Annotated in this window: 18 protein-coding genes; 8 read left to right on the forward strand and 10 right to left on the reverse strand. The window is 66.0% G+C overall.

Features of this window, described 5'->3' with window-relative positions; translation table 11 throughout:
- Nucleotides 1-48: 48 nt before the first annotated feature.
- The 4 genes from ACO1P8_RS15975 to gmk form a co-directional block, all read right to left on the reverse strand.
- Complete coding sequence (locus tag ACO1P8_RS15975; protein WP_486296868.1) at nt 49-996, reverse strand: putative adhesin; 948 nt, start codon at nt 994-996, stop codon at nt 49-51.
- Nucleotides 997-1,404: 408 nt separating this feature from the next.
- On the reverse strand, nt 1,405-3,705 hold the full coding sequence (locus ACO1P8_RS15980) for a RelA/SpoT family protein (protein WP_094842374.1): 2,301 nt from the start codon (nt 3,703-3,705) through the stop codon (nt 1,405-1,407).
- 22 nt (nt 3,706-3,727) lie between these two features.
- Complete coding sequence (rpoZ, locus tag ACO1P8_RS15985; RefSeq protein WP_094842373.1) at nt 3,728-3,931, reverse strand: DNA-directed RNA polymerase subunit omega; 204 nt, start codon at nt 3,929-3,931, stop codon at nt 3,728-3,730.
- Nucleotides 3,932-3,990: 59 nt separating this feature from the next.
- On the reverse strand, nt 3,991-4,641 hold the full coding sequence (gene gmk / locus ACO1P8_RS15990) for a guanylate kinase (RefSeq protein WP_486296869.1): 651 nt from the start codon (nt 4,639-4,641) through the stop codon (nt 3,991-3,993).
- Nucleotides 4,642-4,810: 169 nt separating this feature from the next.
- Between gmk and ACO1P8_RS15995 the strand changes: the two genes are divergently transcribed.
- Nucleotides 4,811-5,584 (forward strand): SDR family oxidoreductase, encoded by a 774-nt coding sequence (locus ACO1P8_RS15995; RefSeq protein WP_486296870.1) that lies wholly within the window; start codon nt 4,811-4,813, stop codon nt 5,582-5,584.
- A 99-nt stretch (nt 5,585-5,683) separates the two neighbouring features.
- On the opposite strand, the gene ACO1P8_RS16000 is transcribed toward ACO1P8_RS15995, so the two are convergent.
- From ACO1P8_RS16000 to ACO1P8_RS16010, 3 genes are all read right to left on the reverse strand, one after another.
- Nucleotides 5,684-6,268 (reverse strand): C40 family peptidase, encoded by a 585-nt coding sequence (locus ACO1P8_RS16000; RefSeq protein WP_486296871.1) that lies wholly within the window; start codon nt 6,266-6,268, stop codon nt 5,684-5,686.
- Between the two features lie 423 nt (nt 6,269-6,691).
- On the reverse strand, nt 6,692-8,806 hold the full coding sequence (locus tag ACO1P8_RS16005) for a TonB-dependent receptor (protein WP_486296872.1): 2,115 nt from the start codon (nt 8,804-8,806) through the stop codon (nt 6,692-6,694).
- A gap of 129 nt (nt 8,807-8,935) precedes the next feature.
- Nucleotides 8,936-9,289 carry a hypothetical protein gene (locus tag ACO1P8_RS16010; protein WP_486296873.1) on the reverse strand — a complete coding sequence of 118 codons (354 nt, stop codon included), beginning with the start codon at nt 9,287-9,289 and terminating at the stop codon, nt 8,936-8,938.
- Nucleotides 9,290-9,461: 172 nt separating this feature from the next.
- Between ACO1P8_RS16010 and ACO1P8_RS16015 the strand changes: the two genes are divergently transcribed.
- Nucleotides 9,462-10,406: a bestrophin family protein gene (locus tag ACO1P8_RS16015; RefSeq protein ID WP_486296874.1), complete on the forward strand. Its 945-nt coding sequence runs from the start codon at nt 9,462-9,464 to the stop codon at nt 10,404-10,406.
- Nucleotides 10,407-10,445: 39 nt separating this feature from the next.
- Here the strand turns inward: ACO1P8_RS16015 and ACO1P8_RS16020 are convergent, their stop codons facing one another.
- Nucleotides 10,446-11,510, reverse strand: a complete 1,065-nt coding sequence (locus ACO1P8_RS16020) for a VWA domain-containing protein (protein ID WP_486296875.1) — start codon at nt 11,508-11,510, stop codon at nt 10,446-10,448.
- A gap of 73 nt (nt 11,511-11,583) precedes the next feature.
- Between ACO1P8_RS16020 and ACO1P8_RS16025 the strand changes: the two genes are divergently transcribed.
- From ACO1P8_RS16025 to ACO1P8_RS16040, 4 genes are read left to right on the forward strand one after another with little or no spacing between them, the layout of a single operon-like run.
- A complete protein-coding gene (locus tag ACO1P8_RS16025) occupies nt 11,584-12,537 on the forward strand; it encodes a S1C family serine protease (RefSeq protein WP_486296876.1) in 954 nt (317 codons plus the stop codon).
- 12 nt (nt 12,538-12,549) lie between these two features.
- Nucleotides 12,550-13,563 (forward strand): AAA family ATPase, encoded by a 1,014-nt coding sequence (locus ACO1P8_RS16030; protein WP_486296877.1) that lies wholly within the window; start codon nt 12,550-12,552, stop codon nt 13,561-13,563.
- Nucleotides 13,541-14,665 (forward strand): DUF58 domain-containing protein, encoded by a 1,125-nt coding sequence (locus ACO1P8_RS16035; protein WP_486296878.1) that lies wholly within the window; start codon nt 13,541-13,543, stop codon nt 14,663-14,665. The genes ACO1P8_RS16030 and ACO1P8_RS16035 overlap by 23 nt, the downstream gene beginning before the upstream one ends.
- A gap of 7 nt (nt 14,666-14,672) precedes the next feature.
- Complete coding sequence (locus ACO1P8_RS16040) at nt 14,673-15,800, forward strand: VWA domain-containing protein (RefSeq protein ID WP_486296879.1); 1,128 nt, start codon at nt 14,673-14,675, stop codon at nt 15,798-15,800.
- Nucleotides 15,801-15,881: 81 nt separating this feature from the next.
- Here the strand turns inward: ACO1P8_RS16040 and ACO1P8_RS16045 are convergent, their stop codons facing one another.
- A complete protein-coding gene (locus ACO1P8_RS16045) occupies nt 15,882-16,826 on the reverse strand; it encodes a YicC/YloC family endoribonuclease (RefSeq protein ID WP_486296880.1) in 945 nt (314 codons plus the stop codon).
- A 114-nt stretch (nt 16,827-16,940) separates the two neighbouring features.
- Here ACO1P8_RS16045 and rph point away from each other — a divergent pair, with 114 nt between their 5' ends.
- Nucleotides 16,941-17,678: a ribonuclease PH gene (gene rph / locus ACO1P8_RS16050; protein ID WP_486296881.1), complete on the forward strand. Its 738-nt coding sequence runs from the start codon at nt 16,941-16,943 to the stop codon at nt 17,676-17,678.
- A 199-nt stretch (nt 17,679-17,877) separates the two neighbouring features.
- Nucleotides 17,878-19,596 carry a methyl-accepting chemotaxis protein gene (locus ACO1P8_RS16055; protein WP_486296882.1) on the forward strand — a complete coding sequence of 573 codons (1,719 nt, stop codon included), beginning with the start codon at nt 17,878-17,880 and terminating at the stop codon, nt 19,594-19,596.
- Here ACO1P8_RS16055 and ACO1P8_RS16060 read toward each other — a convergent pair.
- Complete coding sequence (locus ACO1P8_RS16060) at nt 19,477-21,306, reverse strand: EAL domain-containing protein (protein ID WP_486296883.1); 1,830 nt, start codon at nt 21,304-21,306, stop codon at nt 19,477-19,479. The genes ACO1P8_RS16055 and ACO1P8_RS16060 overlap by 120 nt on opposite strands.
- Between the last annotated feature and the right edge of the window lie 83 nt (nt 21,307-21,389).

Raw genomic sequence — 21,389 nt, forward strand, 5'->3', positions numbered from 1 at the left:
TGTCCGTGCGAGGCCGTCCGACTGCCTGGCCGACTGCCAGGCTGGTCCCTATCGGGCGCTGTATGGAGGCAGCACAAGGGGCTGCACCGCTGGGTACTCCGCTTCGGTCAATCGCGACAGGGATCGGCAAAAAAAGCAATGTATTCTTTTATACCTGTGCTTCTTCAGGCGCAGGTGCTCCAGAAGTTCGGATAACTGCACCCTGTCTGTCCAATGTTCAGCCGGCGTTGTCTCTATCGTCACTACGTCGTAATAGGGCAGGCATTTCCGGACATGGTCGAATGTCTCGATGTCGCCCTGGAATTTGGTCAGCAGGTAGTCCGAACAAGTCTGGCCGGCACGAATGATCTGATACGGGCGCTTGTAAATCTCTTGCTGGATGAATGCGCTATAAATATTCACCGTCACGACCGATGCGTAATCCGGTCCGTAGAAATGAAGCGCCATCCCTTGCGGTATCACGTTCTGGCGTCCGAATACGCGGGTGCCGTGCGACGAAATAATAAGCTCGGAATTCTTTCTTTGCCCTTTCCACAGGAGATATCTTCCATAATGGAGCGGGCGGCCGGGAATATAGTCCCCATCCGGCAGGGAAGGGAAGCGGGCCAGAATATTGGTGGGACGGGAAAAGTGCCGGGATGGCGGCGGGCGCCGGTTGTGCTGGACCGCGTGCGGGGGCGGTACCAGCCCCGGCACCGGTGGATAGCCCTGGCCCGGCCGCGGCGGTGCCGCGAATCCTTGCATCGGTACGTTGCCGAGTCCCGGCCGGGGCGGCGCCCAGAGATTTGCCACTGGCGGAACGCCCTGGCCCGGACGCGGTGGCGCCTCGAGTCCCGAGAAATGCGGATTGCCCGGACCTGGCGCCGGTGGCAGGCCGAACCGGCGGGGCGGTGCCGCCAGTTCCGGTATGTCCGGCTGGGCGTGGGTTGGCCGCGATGGTCTTCCCAGATTCAAAATATCCGAGAGACGAGGAGGTCTGAAAACGGGATTCGGCATAAGGGATATCCAAAAAGGGGTCCCGCCAGGGTTGTTGCCTACGGGCTTGTGCTGAAAAATGCACGCTTCCAGGAACACGTATGGACGCGCGCATTCGAGAGACCCCATTTTTAAGAATGCCGGATTTCCCAATAAGAGGAAAAATCTGAACAATCGGATATATGTAGGCTGTGTGGTTTGCTCACGACGGCAGGGCTTGTTTTTTTTGAGTCTGCCATTTCCACGAGCTTGATGGATTCCGATCCCAAGCCTGAGAATTCCCGATGCGGAATCGATAAGCTCCGATCCTGCGTCCGACGAATTCCGATTATGACTCGACAGATAAGTCTGGCCGAGTGGGCGGGACTGGGGGTCGTGGGGAATCAGGCGCCGCGCGATGCGCGCCGGGACCGTATCGGCCCTTTCGGATCAGCCCTTTACGCGGACGATCTTCTGCACCTGCGGTACATGCCGGATGGCGCGTATGACCTGAGCCAGATGCTTACGGCTGTCCACCTGCACGGTGACGTGCAGCGATACCGTGGCCACCGCGTCATCGTGCATGGTGACATGCACGATGTTGGCGTCGGTCGCAGTGATCTCGGCCGCCAGTCGCCCCAGTACGCCCCGTTCGTTGCGGGTGACGATATCCAGCCGCGTGGACAAATGCTTGGCAGTCTGCGTATCCCACGCCACATTGATCCAGCGTTCGGGCTCCCGGGTGCGCTGCCGGGCCGCGACGGGACAGTCCGCCGTATGGACGACCAGGCCATGGCCCAGCCGCATGCCGGCGATGATCGGGTCGCCGGGCAGGGGGCCGCAGCAAGGGGCCAGCTGGACGGCCTGGCCTTCGTTGCCCTGGATCAGGATAGGCGCGCTACGGGCCGCTGTGATTTCGTCCACCGCGGCCGCGGTGGTGGCGATCAGTTCGTGCTCCGGCGCGAAACGCCGCGCGACGACGGCAGCCAGGCGCTTGCCCAACCCGATGTCGGCCAGGATCTCATCGCGCGAGCTTGCGCCGCTGCTGCGCGCGAGTTTTTCCCATTCCGGATCGTCGGCGGGCGGCAGCGAGAGATGCAGCTCCTGCAAGGCCTGGGTCAACAGGCGTTCGCCGAAAGCGACGGATTCCGCGTATTTCACCGTGCGCAGGTAATGGCGGATTTCGGAGCGCGCGCGTCCGGTACGCACGTAGTTGAGCCACTGCGCATTGGGACGGGACGCCGGCGAGGTGATGATCTCGACGGTATCGCCGCTGGACAGTTCCGTGCGCAAGGGAATGAATTCGTTGTTGACCTTTGCCGCCACCGCCTGGTTGCCGATGTCGGTATGGATGGCATAGGCGAAATCGACCGGCGTGGCTCCGCGCGGCAGCGAGATGATCTTGCCTTGCGGGGTGAACACGTAGACGGCGTCCGGGAACAGATCCACTTTGACGTGTTCCAGGAACTCGCCGGAATCGCCCGTCTGGCTTTGTATGTCCAGCAGCGATTGCAGCCATTGGTGCGTGCGCTTCTGCAGATCGTTCAGCGAGACGTCGGCGCTTTTGTACAGCCAATGCGAAGCGACGCCTTCCTCGGCGACGTGGTGCATGTCGCGGGTGCGGAACTGGAACTCTACCGGCGTGCCGTAGGGTCCCACCAGGGTGGTGTGCAGGGACTGATAACCATTGACCTTGGGGATGGCGATGTAGTCCTTGAACTTGCCGGGCACCGGCCGGTATAGCTGGTGCAGCGTACCCAGCGCCAGATAGCATTCCGGCAGCGTATGGACGATGACCCGGAACCCATAGATGTCCAGGACCTCGGAAAAGGTCTTTTTCTGGTCCACCATTTTGCGGTAAATACCGTACAGCGTTTTTTCGCGGCCGCTGACTTCGGCCTCGATGCCCGCCGCGGGCAGGGCCGCGCGCACGGCGTCCTCGATCTTGCCGATGACTTCCCGGCGGTTGCCGCGCGCGGCCAGGACTGCCTTGTACAGGACCTGATAGCGATTGGGATACATGGCCGCGAAGCACAAGTCCTGCAGCTCGCGGAACAGCAGGTTCAGCCCCAGGCGATGCGCGATCGGCGCGTAGATTTCCAGGGTTTCGCGGGCGATGCGCCGGCGCTTTTCCGGCGCCACGGCGTCCAGCGTGCGCATATTGTGCACGCGGTCCGCCAGCTTGATCAGGATGACCCGCACATCGCGAGCCATCGCCAGCAGCATTTTGCGAAAGCTTTCCGCCTGCTGTTCGGCCTTGGTCGCGAAATCCAGCCGATCCAGCTTGGACAGGCCGTCGACGAGTTCGGCCACTTCGGGGCTGAAGCGTTCCGCCAGCTCGTGCTTGGTGACGCCCTGGTCTTCCATGACGTCATGCAGGAGCGCGGCGGACAAGGCGTTGGCGTCCAGCTTCCAGCCCGCGCAGATTTCCGTGACGGCGATCGGATGGGAAATATAGGGCGCCCCGCTGGCGCGGAACTGCCCCAGGTGCGCCTGGTCGGCGAAGCGATACGCTTCGCGCACGCGCTCGACGTCTTTCGGGTCCAGGTATTTGCCGATGATTTCCGTCAGCGGCGCGAGGGACGCGATGGGCGCGGTGGCGGGGGTTTCGGCCGCCTGCTGGACCGCCGCGGCAATGGGCGAAGGCGCGGTTTTACCGGACTTGCGGCCAGGCCGGCGGCCCAGGCGCGAACCCGCGCGCAGCGCGGCCAGCAAACCGGTAGAGGCGTATTTCAGTGCGGGGAAGGCCATGCGCGCCACCTTCCGACCGCGATCAGGTCGGTACTTTACGCAGCATTTCGGAGCCGGTCAGCCCAGAGGCGATTTCGCGCAGCGCGGTCACCGTGGGTTTGTCCTTGCTGTCCAGCCGCGGGGCATGGCCCTGCGCCAGTTCGCGGGCGCGATAGGTGGCGGCCAGGGTCAGCGTGAAACGATTCGGAATGTGGGTCAGACAATCTTCAACGGTAATGCGGGCCATAGTGGGTCACCTGAGATACGACAAACTGATGAAAGGGAAGCGAAGCTGCGCCCTGGAGCTCAGTGGGGCGCCGAGATACCCAGTTGCGAAAACAACTGGGCGTGGCGGACTGCTTGAGAAGAGAAACGCAACCTTGCCGCATTGACGATCTGGGTAAGTTCCGTCAACGCGGTGCTAAATTCTTGATTAATAATAACATATTCGCATTCGGGCGCGTGGGCGATTTCGCCGCCGGCAGCCAGCAGCCGACGCGCGATGACGGAGTCGGAATCCTGCCCGCGCGCCTTCAGGCGGCTTTCCAATTCGTCGATGGACGGCGGCAGAATGAAAATGCCGATCGCGCCGGGAAAGCGTTGCCGGACCTGCCGCGCGCCCTGCCAATCGATTTCCAGCAGTACGTCGTGCCCGCCCCGGGTTGCCTGAACAATGCCGTCAACCGGGGTGCCGTAGTAATTTCCGTGCACTTCGGCCCATTCCAGCAAGGCGTTATCGTCGCGCATGCGTTCGAAATCCGCGACGCTGACGAAGCGGTATTCGCGCCCGTCCAGCTCACCCGGTCGCGGCGGGCGAGTCGTGCAGGACACGGACAGGCGGATCACGGCGTCGCGCTGTAGCAGCGCCCGGACCAGGCTGGATTTGCCGGCGCCGCTGGGCGCAACGACCATAAAGACATTTCCGGGCGTGGCGGGGATTCCGGCGGATGCGGGCATGGCGATCGACTGTCAAGGAAACGTGCGGGCTACCCGCCGTCCGCCGGCGCGCGCAGCGCAACGGCAACCGGGAGTACGGGCGAGACGTGAAGGATAACAAATCGTCGCAGGCGGGGGCCATGGGGTAGGATGCCCGGTATTTTCATATGGCTTCCGACAGGAGACGAGCATGAATCAGAACGGCAGGCGGGGCGAGGGCAAGGTGGCGGTGGTGACGGGGGCGGGAAGCGGAATCGGCCGCGCGGTCGCCCTGCAACTGCTGGCGGAAGGCTATCGCGTGGCCCTGGCCGGACGCAGGTCCGAGGCGCTGGAGGAAACCCGCGCCGCAGCCGGCGCCGATGCTCAGGCTGCCCTGGCGGTGCCCACGGACGTCTGCAGCGAGGAGTCGGTTCGCCATCTGTTCGACGAGACAAAGCGTGTTTTCGGGCGGCTGGATGTGCTGTTCAATAATGCGGGACGCGGCGCGCCGGCCGTGCCGATCGAGGAATTGCCGGTGGAAACCTGGCGCAGCGTCGTCGATACCAACCTGACCGGTATGTTCCTGTGCGCGCAGGCGGCGATCCGGATCATGAAAGACCAGCAGCCGCGTGGCGGGCGCATCGTCAACAATGGCTCGATTTCCGCGCATGCGCCGCGGCCTTACTCGATCGCGTACACCTCGACCAAGCACGCCGTGACCGGCATGACCAAGTCGATCTCGCTGGATTGCCGCCAGTACGACATCGCCTGCGGGCAGATCGACATCGGCAATGCGGCTACCCCGATGACCGACCGCATGGTCGCGGGCGTCCTCCAGCCGGACCATACCGTTCGTCCCGAACCCCGCATGGACGTCGCGCACGTGGCGCAGGCCGTGGCTTCGATGGTGGCCTTGCCGCTGGATGCCAACGTGCAATTCATGACCATCATGGCCACCAAGATGCCTTTCCTGGGACGGGGCTGAGCGCCGCCGGCGGTCCTGACTTGCCGCGGACGGCCCCGCGGGGGTTCGGATCGGGCCCGTGGTAGGCCGGCGCGCCGGCGGGGCCGCTACGCGTGGGCGTCAGCGCGTGTTCGAGGCGACGACGGCCGCGCCGCCCTTGGGCCCGATATAGCGGCGCGCGCCTGTGAAGCGCTTGGCCCAATAGGCGCTGTCCAGGGTATCGATACGTACCGTTTCCCCGCGCGTGGGCGCGTGGACGAATTCGTTGTTGCCGATATAGATGCCTACATGCGAGGTCTGGTTACGCCGGTGGGTACCGAAGAAAACCAAGTCGCCGGGTTGCAGCTGGGCCGCTTTCACGGCGCGGCCCTCGGCTCGCTGATCGCGGGCCCGGCGCGGCAGCTCCATCCCGGCCACTTCCCGGTAGATGAAGCTGACCAGGCCGCTGCAATCGAAGCCGGTCTCGGGATCGTCGCCGCCCCAGCGATAGCGGGTGCCCAGCGCGTCCAGCCCAGCGGCAACCACGCGGTCGCGCAGCGAGGGAACGGTAGGCAGGTCGGTTGGGGAAAGGCCCTTGAGCGAGCCGAAAGCGTCTGACGAAATCATCGCGCCGGCAGTGCCGGGCAGGGTGGCTAGGGCGATGGTCAGTAAGGTGGTCGGTAGCAGGAATCGAGAAAAAGCAAAGCGTCTCGTCGGCGGCGTCATAACTTCACTTCAGAATGCGGAGTGGAATGGCGTGGCTTCAACTGCGTTCAAGCCGGCGGATGCGGAAATAGTTCGCGAGACGGATTATATAACGGAAATATTTCTTACATTTGTCGGGAAAATCCTGCTATCTCGTCCATCCTGGGCAATTCGTCACATCCCGTTTGGGTGCTTGAAGGTCGCCCCAAAGCACATCTCGGCGACCCAAGGGTAAACCCTGGTTTGTCCCGGATTTGGATGGCAGCCCGGTGTCGGCCAGGCCCTTCAGCGGCTTTTCATGGCGCCGATGAGCGCGTTTCTGCTATTGCCGTCACTTGGGTGAAAATTCGCCGAAGAAGACAGCAGGAAAGCGGGAAAGCAGGAAATCCGCCATGCGCGAAGCGCGGTGCCGAAGCGCCGCGCCCCGGGGAGCAGAGCTTCCGGTCAGAAACTTCCCCGCAAGCCCACCATCACCGCGCGGCCGCCCTCTGGCGCGATATCGCGCAGGACCGAGGTCGCATATCGGATCTCCTGGTTGGTCAGGTTGGTGCCTCGCAGATAGGCCTGCCATCGCGTCTTGTCGACGCGGAAGGAATAGGTAAGGTCGGCATCCAACTTGTAGTACCCGTCCGTACTGTCGTCATTGTCGGGGTGGCGATGCTGGGCGAAGGCCTTGGTAAACGAGACGCCCGCGCCCCAGGCGCCGTAGGCGTAGTCCAGACCGAAGCCCAGGCGCAGCGGCGGAATGCGCGGCAGCGGCTCGCCGGTGTCGCTGTTGCGGGCGTTGGTGTAGTCGCCCGAGAGCAGCAGGTCCAGCTTGTGCGCCCCCCGATCGAGCACCCGGAACGAGCTTTCCGCCTCGAATCCGAAGAAGTCCGCGGGGACGCCCCGGTATATCGCCTGCGATAGCGCGTCGTCGGAGCCTTGCGGCACCACGTTGCCCTCGTCGTCGACGGACAGCCCCGTATTGACCTCGGTGATGTAATTGCGGAAGTGGCTGTAGAACACGCCGACGCTGCCATGATGCGGTCCTTCCTTGAAGCGCAGACCCAGGTCGGCCGAGAAGGAGCGTTCCTTGTTCAGGGCGGGATCGCCGATCAGGTATTGGCCGGTCGCGTCATGCGGTCCGTTGGCGTAGAGCTCGTAGAAGGTCGGGGCGCGTTCGGTATATGACCCGTTCGCCGCCAGCGACCATACGCTGTCGAGCTTGTAAATGGCGCCCAGGGCCAGGCTGCCCGCGGTGAAATCGCGCTGGGAGGCCGCATCGAATTTTTCGATACCGCCCGCGGAAGGTGTAAGCCTTGTGTATTCCATCCGTCCTCCGACGCTAAGGTTCAGGCGGTCGGTAACGTCCCACTGCTCCAGGTCGAATAGCGCGAAGGAATCGGTATTCGTAGTCGGCACGAGGCTTTCGTCGCCCAAAGCGGAAAACCGGCTCTGGCTGACCTGTATCCCCAGCGCGCCGTGCAGCGGACCCAGGTCGCGATGTTGGGCTTCGACGCGCGCCTCGTAGCCATGGTTTTTGAAGGTGGTACCGGTGACGCCGTCGTCCACTTCGCGATGTCGGTAATCGGTGTACGCGAAATCGAAGCGCACGCTTTTGAAGGGGCCGTCCAGGTCTTCGATTCTGCCGGTGGCGCCGAAGCGTTCCTGGCGCATCTTCAAACGCACCGTATCCTCCGCTACCGAACCATAGTCGGAGTCGTAGCCGCTATAGGAAAGCCCGGCGTAGCCGCTGTCCCCCGTCCACGCCAGGCCCAGCCCGCCGCCATGCACGGAGCCATCGCTATTGGGCAGGCGACCGCGCGGTTCGTCGGTGTCCGGATCGTCCTGGGCACGCAGCGCCGCGGAGCGGGCAAAGCCGGGGATACGCAGCTCATCGGTTTTGCGGCCGAAGGCGTCAGCCCGAATGGCGAAGTTGCCGTCGCCGCCTTCGATCTGGACGGCACCCGACCGGCTGTCGTTCGCGCCGCCCCAGTCGCCCTGGACCTGACCGTGTATGCCCTGGACAGGCTGGGTCGGGATGCGGCCGTCGATGACGTTGACCACGCCGCCCACGGCATTGCCGCCGTAGAGCAGGGCCGCCGGACCGCGCACGATCTCGATACGGTCGGCCGTCATGGGGTCCAGCGGCACGGCATGGTCGAACGAGAGCGACGAGGCATCGATCGAGCCCAGGCCGTTGTTCATGATGCGGATGCGGTCGCCGTCCATGCCGCGAATAATGGGGCGTCCCACCATGGGGCCATAGGTGGTCGTGGAGATTCCGGGCAGGCCGTTCAGCGTCTGGCCCAGCGTATCGGTACGGCGCAGATCCAGGCCGGTGCCTTCCAGCACGGTCGTCGGCGCGGCCACTTCGCTGCTACCCAGCGGGTTACCGGTGATGATGACGGTGGGCAAGGTGACCGCGGGTGTCGGGGCGGGTTCGAACGCGCCTTGCGACCGCGCGGACGGTGCGGCGGCCATTGCCAGGGCGGCGCTCAACGATAGGGCCAGCGGGGTGGGGAGAAAACGGCGCAGTGCGGCGCCGCGCGGCTCCTGAATGGGTAGGGTCGTCATGGTTTTTCGAAGGCAAAAGGAATCCCGCCGCCGCGGAAAGCGGCGGAAGTGTCGGGCCTCGATGAGGCGCGGTACGGGTCGATACGCGACACGATGCGCGGCCGGATGGCCGCGATGGTGCGTTCGGCGCTAAGTGTTGGCGTTCAGCCGGCGCGGCGGGGCGCGCGGCAGGATCCATGGCCGCCCGGCGGCAAGGTGCGAGACGGGAAGTCGCGTGGCAACGGGGATTGCCGGCGAGGGCGCGGCGTCTGCCTGCACCGGATTGGGCAGGACATGATCCAGGAACTGCCATTCATCGCAGGCATGGCAATGCGCCGCCGCGCCATGTCGGTCGGGGCCGTCGCCCTTCGGCTCCGCGGCGCCGGCGGATTCCAGGTGCGACATGGCGTGCCATGTCGCACCCGCCGGGGCAAGCAGCACGGCCAGCCACAGCCAGAGCAGCGTGGCGGCGCGTATCGCCGGACGCCGTCCGAATGAGGCCAAGGCGCGGTTTGCCTGCGGCAAGGTTCTTTCCCCGTGTGTGAATGGCCGGCTTTGGAATGGCTGAGCAGCCGGCTTGTCTATTTATGTAATGATATATTATTTCATATCAGATTCGGCAGAAATGTGAACGCCGCGGCGGAAAGCCGCCCGCCGGCCTGTATGGTCCCCGGCCATGATCGTCCGACCTAAAGCCCATTGGTTCCGGATGCTGTTCGCCTGGGAAAACTCGGTGCAGAACACCATCCTGGCGCCCCTTGCCATCATCGTGGCGTTGTCGCTGGCAGCCGTTTGGGGTTATCGACGCAGCGACGCGTTCTTCCTTTGCCTGAGCCCGGTGCCGTTTTCCTTGATCGGGGTGGCGCTGGCCATCTTCGCCAGCTTCCGCAACAACGCCTGCTACGAGCGGTACTGGGAAGGCCGCAAGCAGTGGGGCGCGCTGACCGCGACCACGCGCGATCTCGTCCGCTTCGCCGTGACGGTACCGCGCCACGCCGGGGCGTCCTCGCCGCCGTCCGACGCGCACCCGCAGGCGCGCCATGCGGTTACGCTGCTGACGGCTTTCGTACATGTCCTCAAGCATCAGTTGCGCGGTACCGATCCGGCCGAGGCGTTGCGCGCCCTGATGGGCGACGCCCAGGCCGGCGAGATCCTGCGGCTTTCCTATCGTCCGCATCATTTGCTGCTGCGCGTGCAGCGCCAAATGGTGCGCTGGCATCGGGATGGCGGCCTCAGCGACGTCCTGCTGGCCACCGGGCTCGCGCATCTGGACAAGTTGACGCAGGCCGCCGGCGCGTGCGAACGCATACGGGGCACGCCGGTGCCGTATCCCTACGAAGTTCTGCTGCACCGGACGACGTACTTCTACTGCGTCCTGTTGCCTTTCGGCCTGGTGGAAAGCATAGGATGGGCCACGCCCATCGTCGCCGTGTTCATCGCGTATGCCTTCCTGGGGCTGCACACCATCGGCGGGGAACTGGAGGATCCTTTCGGACAGGATGCCAACGATCTGCCGCTCGATGCCTTGACCGTCCATGTGGAACGCGCGATGCGCGAGGCGCTGGGCGACGATGCCTGGCCTCCCGTGCCGGTTCCGGACGCGCGCTACCGGTTGGATTAAGCCTGGCGGCGGATCGTCGCGTGAACCGGCGCGCGTGGATCACCGCCTGAACCAGCGCACGGACAACACGCATGCGATGGCCAGCAGCAGCCCGGCGGCCGCGGCCAGCAATGCGCTGATTTCGGTTTCGCGCCGTTCCAGCGAAAACCGCGTGCTGAGGTTCCTGTATACTTGGCTGAGGTCCGCGGCCGACCCTGCCTGGAAATATTCGCCTCCGGTCATCTTGGCCACGGCCCGCAGGGTGGTCTCATCCAATTGCATGAAATACGACCAGCCGTCGCCGCCTACCGTCCCCCCCTGCTGGGTGCCGAAGCCCACGGTGTAGATGCGCACGCCGCGCTTGGCCGCCATGCGCGCGATATCGATGGGGTCCGGGCCGGTGGTGCGGCGCCCATCGCTTAGCAGGATGATCGCGCCGTTGCGGTATGAGCCGGGCTCGCGGGGAGGGCGATCCTGCTCGCGCTTGAGCGCGTCATTGACCGCGCCCGTGCTGTCCACGGGAGGGGCGAAGGGGCCGAAGCGGGATGCCGGGTCGTTGAGCAGCAGGGATTCGAGCTCCGCCCGGTCGTCGGGAAACAGGGTGGCCAGCGCCACAATCAGGCCGCTGCCGGTCGCGGTGGCGCGCTGCAGTTCGAAGCGATCGATGGCGTCGAGCATGTCCTGGCGGTTGTCCGTCGGCGGCTGCACCACCGTGGCCGCAGCCGCGAACGCGACGATTCCCAACCGTACGCTGGCCGGCAGATCCTTGATGAAATCGCGCGCCGCCTGTTGCGCGGCGCCCAGGCGCGTGGGCTGCACATCGGTGGCTTCCATGCTGCGCGACACATCCATGGTCAGCACTACCGTTAGCGTATCGGCGGGCAAGGTAACGGTGGCGCTGGGGCGTGCGCAAGCCAGCAGGGCCGCGCCCAGCGCCAGCCAGAAAAGGAAAGGAGGGACATGTCGCCGCAGCCGCTGCCTGGGCCCTATTGCGGTGCGTGCGAGCACCAGGCTGGGATAGATCACCGCGGCTTTCTTGCGCCGCGCGAGCACATAGAAATAAGCCGCCGCCAGCAAAGGCATCACCAACAGCAGCCAGAGCAATTCCGGCCAGAGAAACCGCATACAGTTCTCCTTGGCGCGTGGATGCGACGATGGTACTGTACTTCCACGACGAGGCGGAATTCCGGTGGCAACGATGAAAAGGGTTGCGATCTACGGATGGGTAGCGGCGGCGGTCGCGCTGGTTTTCGTTGCGGGCTTGGGCACCGCCTGGCTGATGCAGCCGAAGTTGCGGGTGTTGACGCAAAAGGATATCGACGCCGCGGTCCTGCACACGCTGCAAACAAAGTCACTGCCGTCGCGCACCGCACGAGCCGCCGAAGCGGTGCGAGCCTCGGTGGTGGAAATCGTCGGGTACCCCGGGGCGGACGAAAAGCCCGCGGCGGCGGACGGCCAGGGCGATCCCAAGCCGGATCCGCAAAGGCAGGCCGCGCCCGCCCAGCCCAAGGCCGCGGTGCCGGACGGCGGCAAGACCGTGCCACCCGATGCGGGCAAGCAGACGCCCGCCGACCCGCCGGACGGCGACAAGGAAACGCCGGCAGAGAAGGGCGAGGCCGTCAACATCGGTTCGGGCGTGGTCGTCACCGACAAGGGCGTCATTCTGACCAACTATCACGTCATCGCGGGTGCGCGCCGCTTGAAGGTGCGCTTCTACGATGGCCACGAGTCCGATGCCTCCGTGCTCGGCGTGCAACCGGAAAAAGACCTGGCCGTCATCCGCGCCACGTCGCTGCCCGATGACCTGCCGGCGGCTACGCTGGGTTCCAGCCGCAACCTGGCGCCGGGTGACGAAGTCGTCGCCGTGGGCTTTCCCTTCGGCATCGGGCCATCGGTGTCCGCCGGCGTGGTGTCCGGCCTGAACCGCGACTTCGTGTCGCCTGAAAGCAAGCAGGATCTCGATCATCTGATCCAGTTCGACGCGGCCGCGAATCCCGGCAATTCCGGCGGACCGCTGGTGAATATGGACGGCGAGGTGGTGGGTATCGTGACCGCGATCCTCAACCCCACCAACAGCAAAACCTTTCTGGGCATCGGCTTTGCCACGACCATCGAAAGCGCCGGCAGCGCCGTGGGTATTTCCCCCTTCTAGACGTGGAGGCGTATGAACGACCAACCCATGAGCGCTGCGGACAGCGCCAATCTGATGGAACGCCTGCTGTACGAGGTGAAGCGGGTGGTGGTCGGGCAGGACCACTTCCTGGAGCGGGTTCTGGTGGCCATACTCGCGCGCGGGCATTTGCTGGTGGAAGGCGTGCCTGGCCTGGCCAAGACCCTGACGGTGAATACGCTGGCGCGCACCATGCGCGGCTCGTTCAAGCGCATCCAGTTCACGCCCGACCTGCTGCCGGCGGACCTGGTGGGTACGCGCATGTACAACCAGCGGACGGGCGAATTTTCCACCGTGCTGGGCCCGGTGTTCGCCAACCTGCTGCTGGCCGACGAGATCAATCGCGCACCGGCCAAGGTGCAAAGCGCCTTGCTCGAAGTCATGCAGGAAAGGCAGGTGACGATTGCCGGCGAGAGCCATCCGGTGCCGACGCCGTTCCTGGTCATGGCCACGCAGAATCCGATCGAGACCGAAGGCACCTATCCCTTGCCGGAAGCGCAGATCGACCGCTTCATGATGAAGGTGCTGGTGGGTTATCCGACCGAAGAGGAAGAGGTCGTTATCGTCAATCGGTTCACCGGTCCGCCGATTATGGTGAATCCCGTGGCGATGCCGGCACAGTTGGCGCGGCTGCAGGATGAGTGCCGCAAGGTCTATACGGATCCCGGCCTGATCCAGTACGCGGTTCGCGTGGTGGCGGCGACGCGGTCGCCGGCCCGATGCGGCCTGGCCGATATGGCGCGCTACGTGTCCTTCGGCGCGAGTCCGCGCGCCAGCATAGGGCTGATCGACGGTGCGCGCGCCCTGGCTTTCCTGCGTGGCCGCGATTATGCGCTGCCGGAAGACGTCATCGACCTGGTGCCGGACATCCTGCGCCATCGCCTGGTGCTTTCCTACGAAGCGCTGTCCGATGGCGTAAGCGCCGACCAGCTTATCGACCGCATCCTGCAGGCCTTGCCGGCGCCCGAGCGCCCGCTGGAATCCCATGTTCGGGTGGCGCAGGCCTAGCGGGCGAACGGCCGCCCAGGGCGCATCGGCCGATGCGCCGCCAGGCATGTCCGCCGGCGGCGCGCAACGCCGGGCGGACGCGCTGATGCGTCATCTGGAGTGGACGGTCGTTCGCCATTTGGACGGTTTGCTGCAGGGCGACTATCGAACGCTTTTTCGCGGTTTCGGCATCGACTTCGCCGATCTGCGCGAGTACAAGCCGGGTGATGACGTGCGCTACATCGATTGGAACGTGACTGCGCGGGTGCAGACGCCCTATGTGCGTGAATTTCAGGAGGACCGCGAAGTCGCCGCTTGGTTCCTGCTGGACCTGAGCGGATCGGTGGATTTCGGGTCGGGCGATGTGCGCAAGCGCGCGCTGCTGGCCGATTTCACCGCGGTCATGGCGCGCCTGCTGACCCGGCATGGCAATCGGGTCGGCGCCATGCTGTACAGCGGTCAGTCCGATGCGCGTCCGGTGGTCGTACCGGCGCGGTCGGGGCGGCGGCACGTGCTGCATCTGATCGACCGCATGCAGGCGATGCCGTCCGCCGCGCGTGGCGAGACGCGCCTTGGCGACCTGCTGGACCATGCGCGCGGGAGCATAAGCCGGCGGTCCGCAGTCTTCGTCGTGTCGGATTTCATCAGCGCGCCGGGCTGGGAGACGTCGCTGGGCCATCTGGCGCGGCACCATGACGTGGTCGCGGTGCGCCTCATCGATCCGCTGGAATCCGCCTTGCCTGACCTCGGCCTGCTTGTGCTGCAGGATGCGGAGACCGGCGAGCAGATGCTGGTCGATACTCACGACGCCGCATTCAGGAAGCGTTTCGCCGAGGCGGCCGCCGCGCGCGATGCCGGACTGCGCGATGCCTTCGGGCACGCCGGTGTGAGCTGTCTGTCCCTGGTCACCGACGCCCGTCTGGACCTTGTGCTGCTGCGTTTTGCGCAAGAGCGCCGGCGGCCGGGCGGGGCGGCCAAAGGCGTGGCCCGGCCCGCGACCGCGGGAACCGCGGATGTGGCGGGCGCCGCGTGGGACCGCGCGCGAGCGGGACGGATGGAGGGCAGGGGCGTAGCCGCGGAGGTACGGGCAAGCCGCCCGAATGCCGTGCGGGGCCTGTCCTGATTTCGCCGTGAGCGCCGCCATGAACGATTTGCCCTCCATCAGTTTCCTCTGGCCCCGGATGTTGTGGCTACTGGTGTTGGTGCCGATCCTGGTGCTGCTGTACGTATGGCATGGCAGGCGCCGGGCGCGCGCCGCCGTCCCGTATCCCGCCTTGAGGGCAACCGGCTTTGCCACGGGGAAAGCTGCGGCCTGGCGCCGCCACTTTCCCGCGGCGCTGACGCTGCTGGCCGTCACGTCGCTGTTGATTGCCGTGGCGCGCCCGCAGGCCTCGTTGATGCTGCCGTCGCGCCTGCAAACCCTTATTCTCGCCATGGATGCCTCGGGCAGCATGCGGGCGGAGGATATCAAGCCCAACCGCATGCAGGCTGCGCGCCAGGCCGCCAGGATACTGATCGACGCACAGCCGGCGGATGTCAGCGTGGGCGTCGTGTCCGTGGCGGGTACGGCTGCCCTGGCGCAGGCGCCGAGCCGCAGGAAGGAAGATGTCGTCGCCGCGCTGGACCGGCTGCAACCGCAGCGCGGCACGGCGCTGGGCAACGGCCTGATCATCGCGCTGGTAACGCTGCTGCCCAAAGCGGGCATCGACGTCGATGGTTTCATGAACGACAGCGCCAGGGAAGAGAACGCCAGGCCGGCGCAGCGGCCGGAAGCCTCCCGCAATGGTGCCCGTGGCGGACCCGATAATGGCGCCGCCCTCCGGCCCCTGCCCCGCGAAGGCGATGGTGCCAAGCCGGCGCCGGACAATGTCGGCGCCATCGTGCTTCTGTCGGACGGCGAAAACAATACCGGCCCGGAGGCGATCCAGGCGGCTCAGGTCGCCGCCGAATATGGCGTGCGCATCTACACCGTGGGCATCGGCACGCCGGATGGCGTTGTCATTACCGTGGACGGCTGGTCTTCGCGCGTGCGCCTGGACGAAGCGGTATTGAAGAAGGTGGCCGATATCACCGGTGGCGAATACTTTCGCGCCGAGGACGCGGATGCGCTGAAGAAAGTCTACGGCACGCTCAGGGCACGGCTGGCCTTCGATAGGCAGGACCTGGTCGAAATCACGGCGCTGTTCGCGGCGCTCGGCGCGCTGCTGGCGGCTTGCGCGGGGTTGATTTCGCTATGGTGGTTCGGGCGCGTGCTGTAACGGAAAACGGAGAAGCGCGCATTCGGCTCTTCTTTCCGGCGGGCCCATGATGCCGGGTACGCGCCCCGGCCGAGCACCGCGCTATTCGATGTTCTGCGCCTGTTCCCGCATCTGCTCGATCAGCAGCTTCAAGTCCATGGCCGCGCGCGTAACGTCGACGCTGCCGGCCTTGGAGCCCAGCGTGTTTGCCTCGCGGTTCATTTCCTGGAACAGGAAATCCAGACGCTTGCCGGCGCTGCCGCCGCCACCGGCGCGTTTGGCGGATTTGCCGGCGGCGTCGGCGTTGTCATCGGCCAGGATGTGGACGAGCTCGGCCAGATGCGAGCGCAGGCGCGATAGTTCTTCGGCTACGTCGATGCGCAGGGCGAATAGATTGGCTTCCTGCGACAGGCGTTCCGTCAGCTCCTGCCCGGTGATGTGGGCAAAGCCGCCTGGAAAGGCCGCCTCTACCGTTTCGCGCAGCTTGGCCGCCAGCTTTTCGCGATGATCGGCCAGCAACTGCGGCAGGTGGCGCTCGACGTCCTGGACGATTTTCTCGATGCCGGCGGCACAGTCGCGCATCATCGCGGCCAGGCGTTCGCCTTCGCGGGCACGGGCGTCCTGCAACTGGACCAGCGCGTCGCGCGCGGCCTGCATGCCGGCGGCGCCCCAGGCCTGCGGATCGAGGGCATCGTTATTGCGCTGGCCGGGCCAGTTGAACAGCTCCACCAGCCGCGGCGATTCGGTTTCCGGCAGGATCTGGCGGGCTGCCTGCAGTTGTTCGGCCAGGCGTTGCAGCCATTGCGTATCGAGGCGGTCCAGGTCCGCGGCCGCGTTGCGGGTGTAGTTGACGCGGACTTCGACCTTGCCGCGGCCCAGGCTGGCCGTGAGCAGCTCGCGCAGCGGCGATTCCAGGTGCCGCAGATCGTCTGGCAAGCGGAAATACAGGTCGAGGAAACGGCTGTTGACGCTGCGAAATTCCAGCGACAGCGAGCCTTGGTCCAGGTCGGCGCGGGCGCTGCCGAAGGCGGTCATGCTTCGTATCATGTTCAATACATCCTGAAGGGGCGGTCGCGAGGCGAACGATGCCCGCAGAATAACCCGAAGGGCGGGCGGGCCGCCCCGTACAATCGCTGCCGACCTCATCGACTGGAGATATCCGTGACCTCATCCGCATCCACCCCGGTCCGCCATTCGGGCCGCGCGCCCGACGAGCTGCGGCCGCTCTCGCTGACGCGCGGCTTTACGCGCTACGCGGAAGGATCCGTATTGATCAAGGCCGGCAATACGCATGTGCTCTGTACCGCCAGCGTGCTGGACAAGGTACCGCCTTTCCTGAAGGGCCAGGGGCAGGGCTGGGTCACGGCCGAATACGGCATGCTGCCGCGCGCGACGCACACGCGCGGCGACCGCGAAGCGGCGCGCGGCAAGCAGTCCGGACGAACGCAGGAAATCCAGCGCCTGATCGGCCGCAGCCTGCGGGCGGTCATGGACATGACCGCGCTGGGCGAGCGCACGCTGCATATCGATTGCGATGTCCTGCAGGCCGATGGCGGCACGCGCTGCGCCAGCATCACCGGCGCCTGGGTGGCGATGGCCGATGCCGTTGCCTTGCTGATGAAGCGGGGCGACCTGGAATCGAGTCCGCTGCGCGATCACGTCGCCGCGGTATCGGTGGGCATGGTCGGCGGACGTCCGGTGCTGGACCTGGACTACGAGGAAGACTCCGGCTGCGATGCCGACGTGAATGTGGTCATGACGGGCGCGGGCGGCTTCGTGGAGGTGCAGGGCACCGCCGAGGGCGTGGCGTTCAGCCGCGCGGAACTGGACGCGATGCTGGGCTTGGCCGAGCGCGGCATCGGCGGGCTGGTGCAGGCGCAGAAGCAGGCGATGGCTTGACGCGCCACGCGGGCCACCGCCCGCCGGCTGCCGGCGTCACGGCCTCGCAGGCAAGGCGCAGGCGGATCGCATGACACCCGGATGACGATCGCGGCGGGCGCCGTCCCCGGTCCCGCCCAATGTCAAGAAACTGCCATTTGACCGCAACATAATCCTTACCAAATGTGTTTTGCCCCCAGGGGCACGTAGGTGGGATGCGATGCGGAACAAATTGACTGTGAATCGGGCGTTGACGATCGTGCTGGCGCTCTTCGTGACGCTGTTCGTCGTGGCAGGGGCGGCGGCCATCGCGCTGTTGCGCGAGAACCGCGCGTGGGTCGAAGAGCTGGGACGCGACAATATCGAGCGCGCCAGCGAACTGGGCAACGTCAGCAGCGGGGTGTTCCAGGCACGTGCCGCGCTGGTGGACGCGAAAACCTATATGGAAGGCGGCCGCATCCCCGAGCGTGACCGGATGCTGGCCATCGCCGATCGTTTCCTGGGCGATGCGCGCAAAAGCGTCGAACGGCTGCAATCTCAGGCATATACCAATTCCGAGGGCAAGCCTCTCTATGACGCCGCGATGCAGGCCTATGCCAGGCTGGTGGACGATTGCCTGGCGCCGATGCGCAAGGCAATCCAGGGGTTCAACGGCGTGGAAGTGAATCGCTTGAACGACCAGGTGCTGCCTGGTGCCGCCGAGGCCTACGTCAAGGCGGAAGGCGCGTTCCAGCGCTATACGCGTGCCCAGGGCGCAGCCGCCATCGTCGAGGTGGCGCGGATGCAGGATGCCGCCGTGTATAGCGCGGCAGGCCTGGCGGTTTTCGTGCTGTTGCTGGCCATCGGTATACGCCTGGTGTTGCGGCGCTCGCTGCTGGAACCGCTGCGCGATGCCGGCGGCCACTTCGACCGCATCGCCGACGGCGATCTGACGCGGCCCATCGATAGCCGCGGAGACAACGAGATCGGTGTCCTGTTCTCGGCCATGAGCCGCATGCAGGCCGGTTTGTCCAACGCCGTCGGCACGGTGCGCGCCGCCGTGGACGACATCCATGCCGATATGCGCGCCCTGGCCGCCGGCGGCGTCCGGCTGTCCGAACGGACAGCCGAGCAGGCCGGCATGCTGCAGGAAACCGCGGCCGGCATGTCCACCCTGGCGCAGACCGTAAACGCTACCTCGGAAAACGCCGAGCAGGCCCATGCCCAGGCGCATCGCGTCGAGGCGCTGGCCGAGCAGGGCGCGCAGGCCGTGGATCGCGTGGTCGGGCGCATGCGCGATATCGCCGAAAGCGCGCGCCGCATCGGCGACATCGTGGGCGTGGTCGACGGCATCGCGTTCCAGACCAATCTGCTGGCCTTGAATGCAGCGGTCGAGGCGGCGCGTGCCGGCGAAGCGGGCCGCGGGTTTGCGGTGGTCGCCGGCGAGGTGCGCACGCTGGCCCAGCGCAGCGCCAGCGCCGCGCGCGAGATCAAGTCCCTGATCGCCGACTCGGCGGATCACGTCGACGCGGGTGTGCGCGAGGTGGGTTCGGCGGGCGAGACCATCGGCGCCATGCGCGAGGCCGTCGCCCGTGTCACCGCGCTGGTGAATGAGATATCCCAGGCCGCGGCCGAACAGGCGGCAGGCATCGGCGCGATGCACGAGGCCATGTCGGGCCTGGATCGCAACACGCAGGAGAATGCCGCGCTGGCGGAAGAGACGGCCGCCGCGGTGGCGGCGCTGGAGGGCCGTGCCGAACGTCTGAACCGCACGGTGGCGGTATTCCGCCTGGGCCGCGCCGAAGACGGCGCGCCACCGGCCGCGCGGCGGGCTGCCGACTCAGCCGCCGCCGTCCGCCACGTAGGGCTCGACAACGAGCGGAACGTTTCCGTGCTTGACCTGATGCTTGACGCGGGCGGCGGCGGACGCAATGTCCTCGGGGCGGATGCGCACGCCTGACTGCGGCGCCACGCGCAGCGCGCCGATACTGAGCGTGACGAACGGGAACGAGCGCATGACGCCGTAGCGGTCCTCGGCGGCGATGCCGCCGCGCGCGCGGCCGTCGTCGTCGTACAGGTCCACCGCGTCCTCGTTGAAATCCCGGATGATGCGATCGGCACGGTCGCGCCAATCGGGACTGCGGAACAGGATGACAAAATCGTCGCCGCCCACATGGCCGACGAAATCCCGCTGCGGGTCGCAATGGTTGCGGATGACCGTGGCGCACAGCTGGATCATGTCGTCGCCGCGCCAGTAGCCGTAGACGTCATTGAAGGGCTTGAAGTGATTCAGGTCGCAATAGCAGGTGACGAACTCGACGCCGCCGTCCAGCAGGCTGCCGATATGCTGGCTGATCGGAATATTGCCCGGCAGAGAGGTCAGCGGGTTGGCGTAGCGCGCGGCCTCGATGCGCATTTCGGTGACCGAGCGCACCAGGGCCTCGCCGGTGCCCAGTCCGTCGTAGTTGCCGTCGCGCGTGATGATGAAACCGTCGACCAGGTAGCGCTGGTCGTCGGATACCAGCACGTGGCTAAGCTGGTCGATGGAGGCATGTACGTCGACCAGGACCGGCCGGTCGTTCATGAACGTCGTGCAGGCATCGCGTCCGAACAGCTCGCGCGTGTAGCGCTGCGCGTAGTGTTCCGTGAAGTCGCGCCGGTTGATGATCCCCAAGGGGCGATTATCGTCGTCCACCACCGCAACGGCATGCATGCCCTTGTGCCCGTCGAAAAGGCGATGCACGTCGTCGTTGGTATGGCGGCTGGGGGATACCGACGGCGCCTGGACGCGCAGCGTGGCGGCCGTCGCGCCCGGCGCCCGGGTGGCGACGCGCGACGGCGACCGCGCGCTCAACACCTGGCTCACCTGGGGCGAAACGTCGCCGCTCAGGCGCGTTGCGGGATACCCCAGGAACCAGCCCTGCGCGTAGCGGATGCCCAGGTCGCGCACCATCGCCAGGTCTTCGGCCGTTTCCACGCCCTCGGCCACCGTCGGCGTGCCCAGGCACTGCGCCACCGACAGGACCGCGCGCACCAGTTTCTGGCGGCGCTCGTCCTGCGCGATGCCGTGGAAAAAATAGCGGTCTATCTTGACCAGGTCCGGCTGGGCTTCCGACCATAGCTGCAGGCTGGCATGGCCGACCCCGTAGTCGTCCAGCGCCAGCCGTACCCCGTGCGCGCGCAGCGTACGCAGCATTGCGGTCAGGGTGCGCACGTCCGGATGGAGGGCGTCATGCTCGCTCAGTTCGATGACGACACGGCCCGGCTCGATCGTGCAGGCAGCCAGCAGGCGGGCCGGCATGGCATCGCCCCACTGTGTCCAGAAATGCAGCAGGGCGGAAGCGGACATGTTCAGGAAAAGACTGCTGCCGGCCGGCGCCGCGTCCTGGAAGCCGCGCAGGCCGCTGGTGGCGCTGGCGTGTTCGACCAGCGGATGTACGCCGTGGCGGCGGGCTTCCCCGAACAGGGCCTCGGGCATGTGCAGGTCGGTGTCGCTGGGGCCGCGGATCAGGCTTTCGTAGCCGTAGACACGGCCGTTCGCCAGGTCGATCACCGGCTGGAACAAGGGTACCAGTCGCCCGGAGCGCAGAATCTCGTCCAGCAGGCCCGGAGGAGGCAGGACCGCACTGGAGCCGGCGGCCGGGATAGCGGGGTGTACAGACGCGTGCATGCTTTGCCACCGGGTGAAGAGCGCTTATGGTGAGCGGCCCATATTGCGCGGGCGTTTCAATCTGTGTCTTGCCGCGCGGGCGA

It is taken from the genome of Bordetella sp., assembly GCF_057362025.1.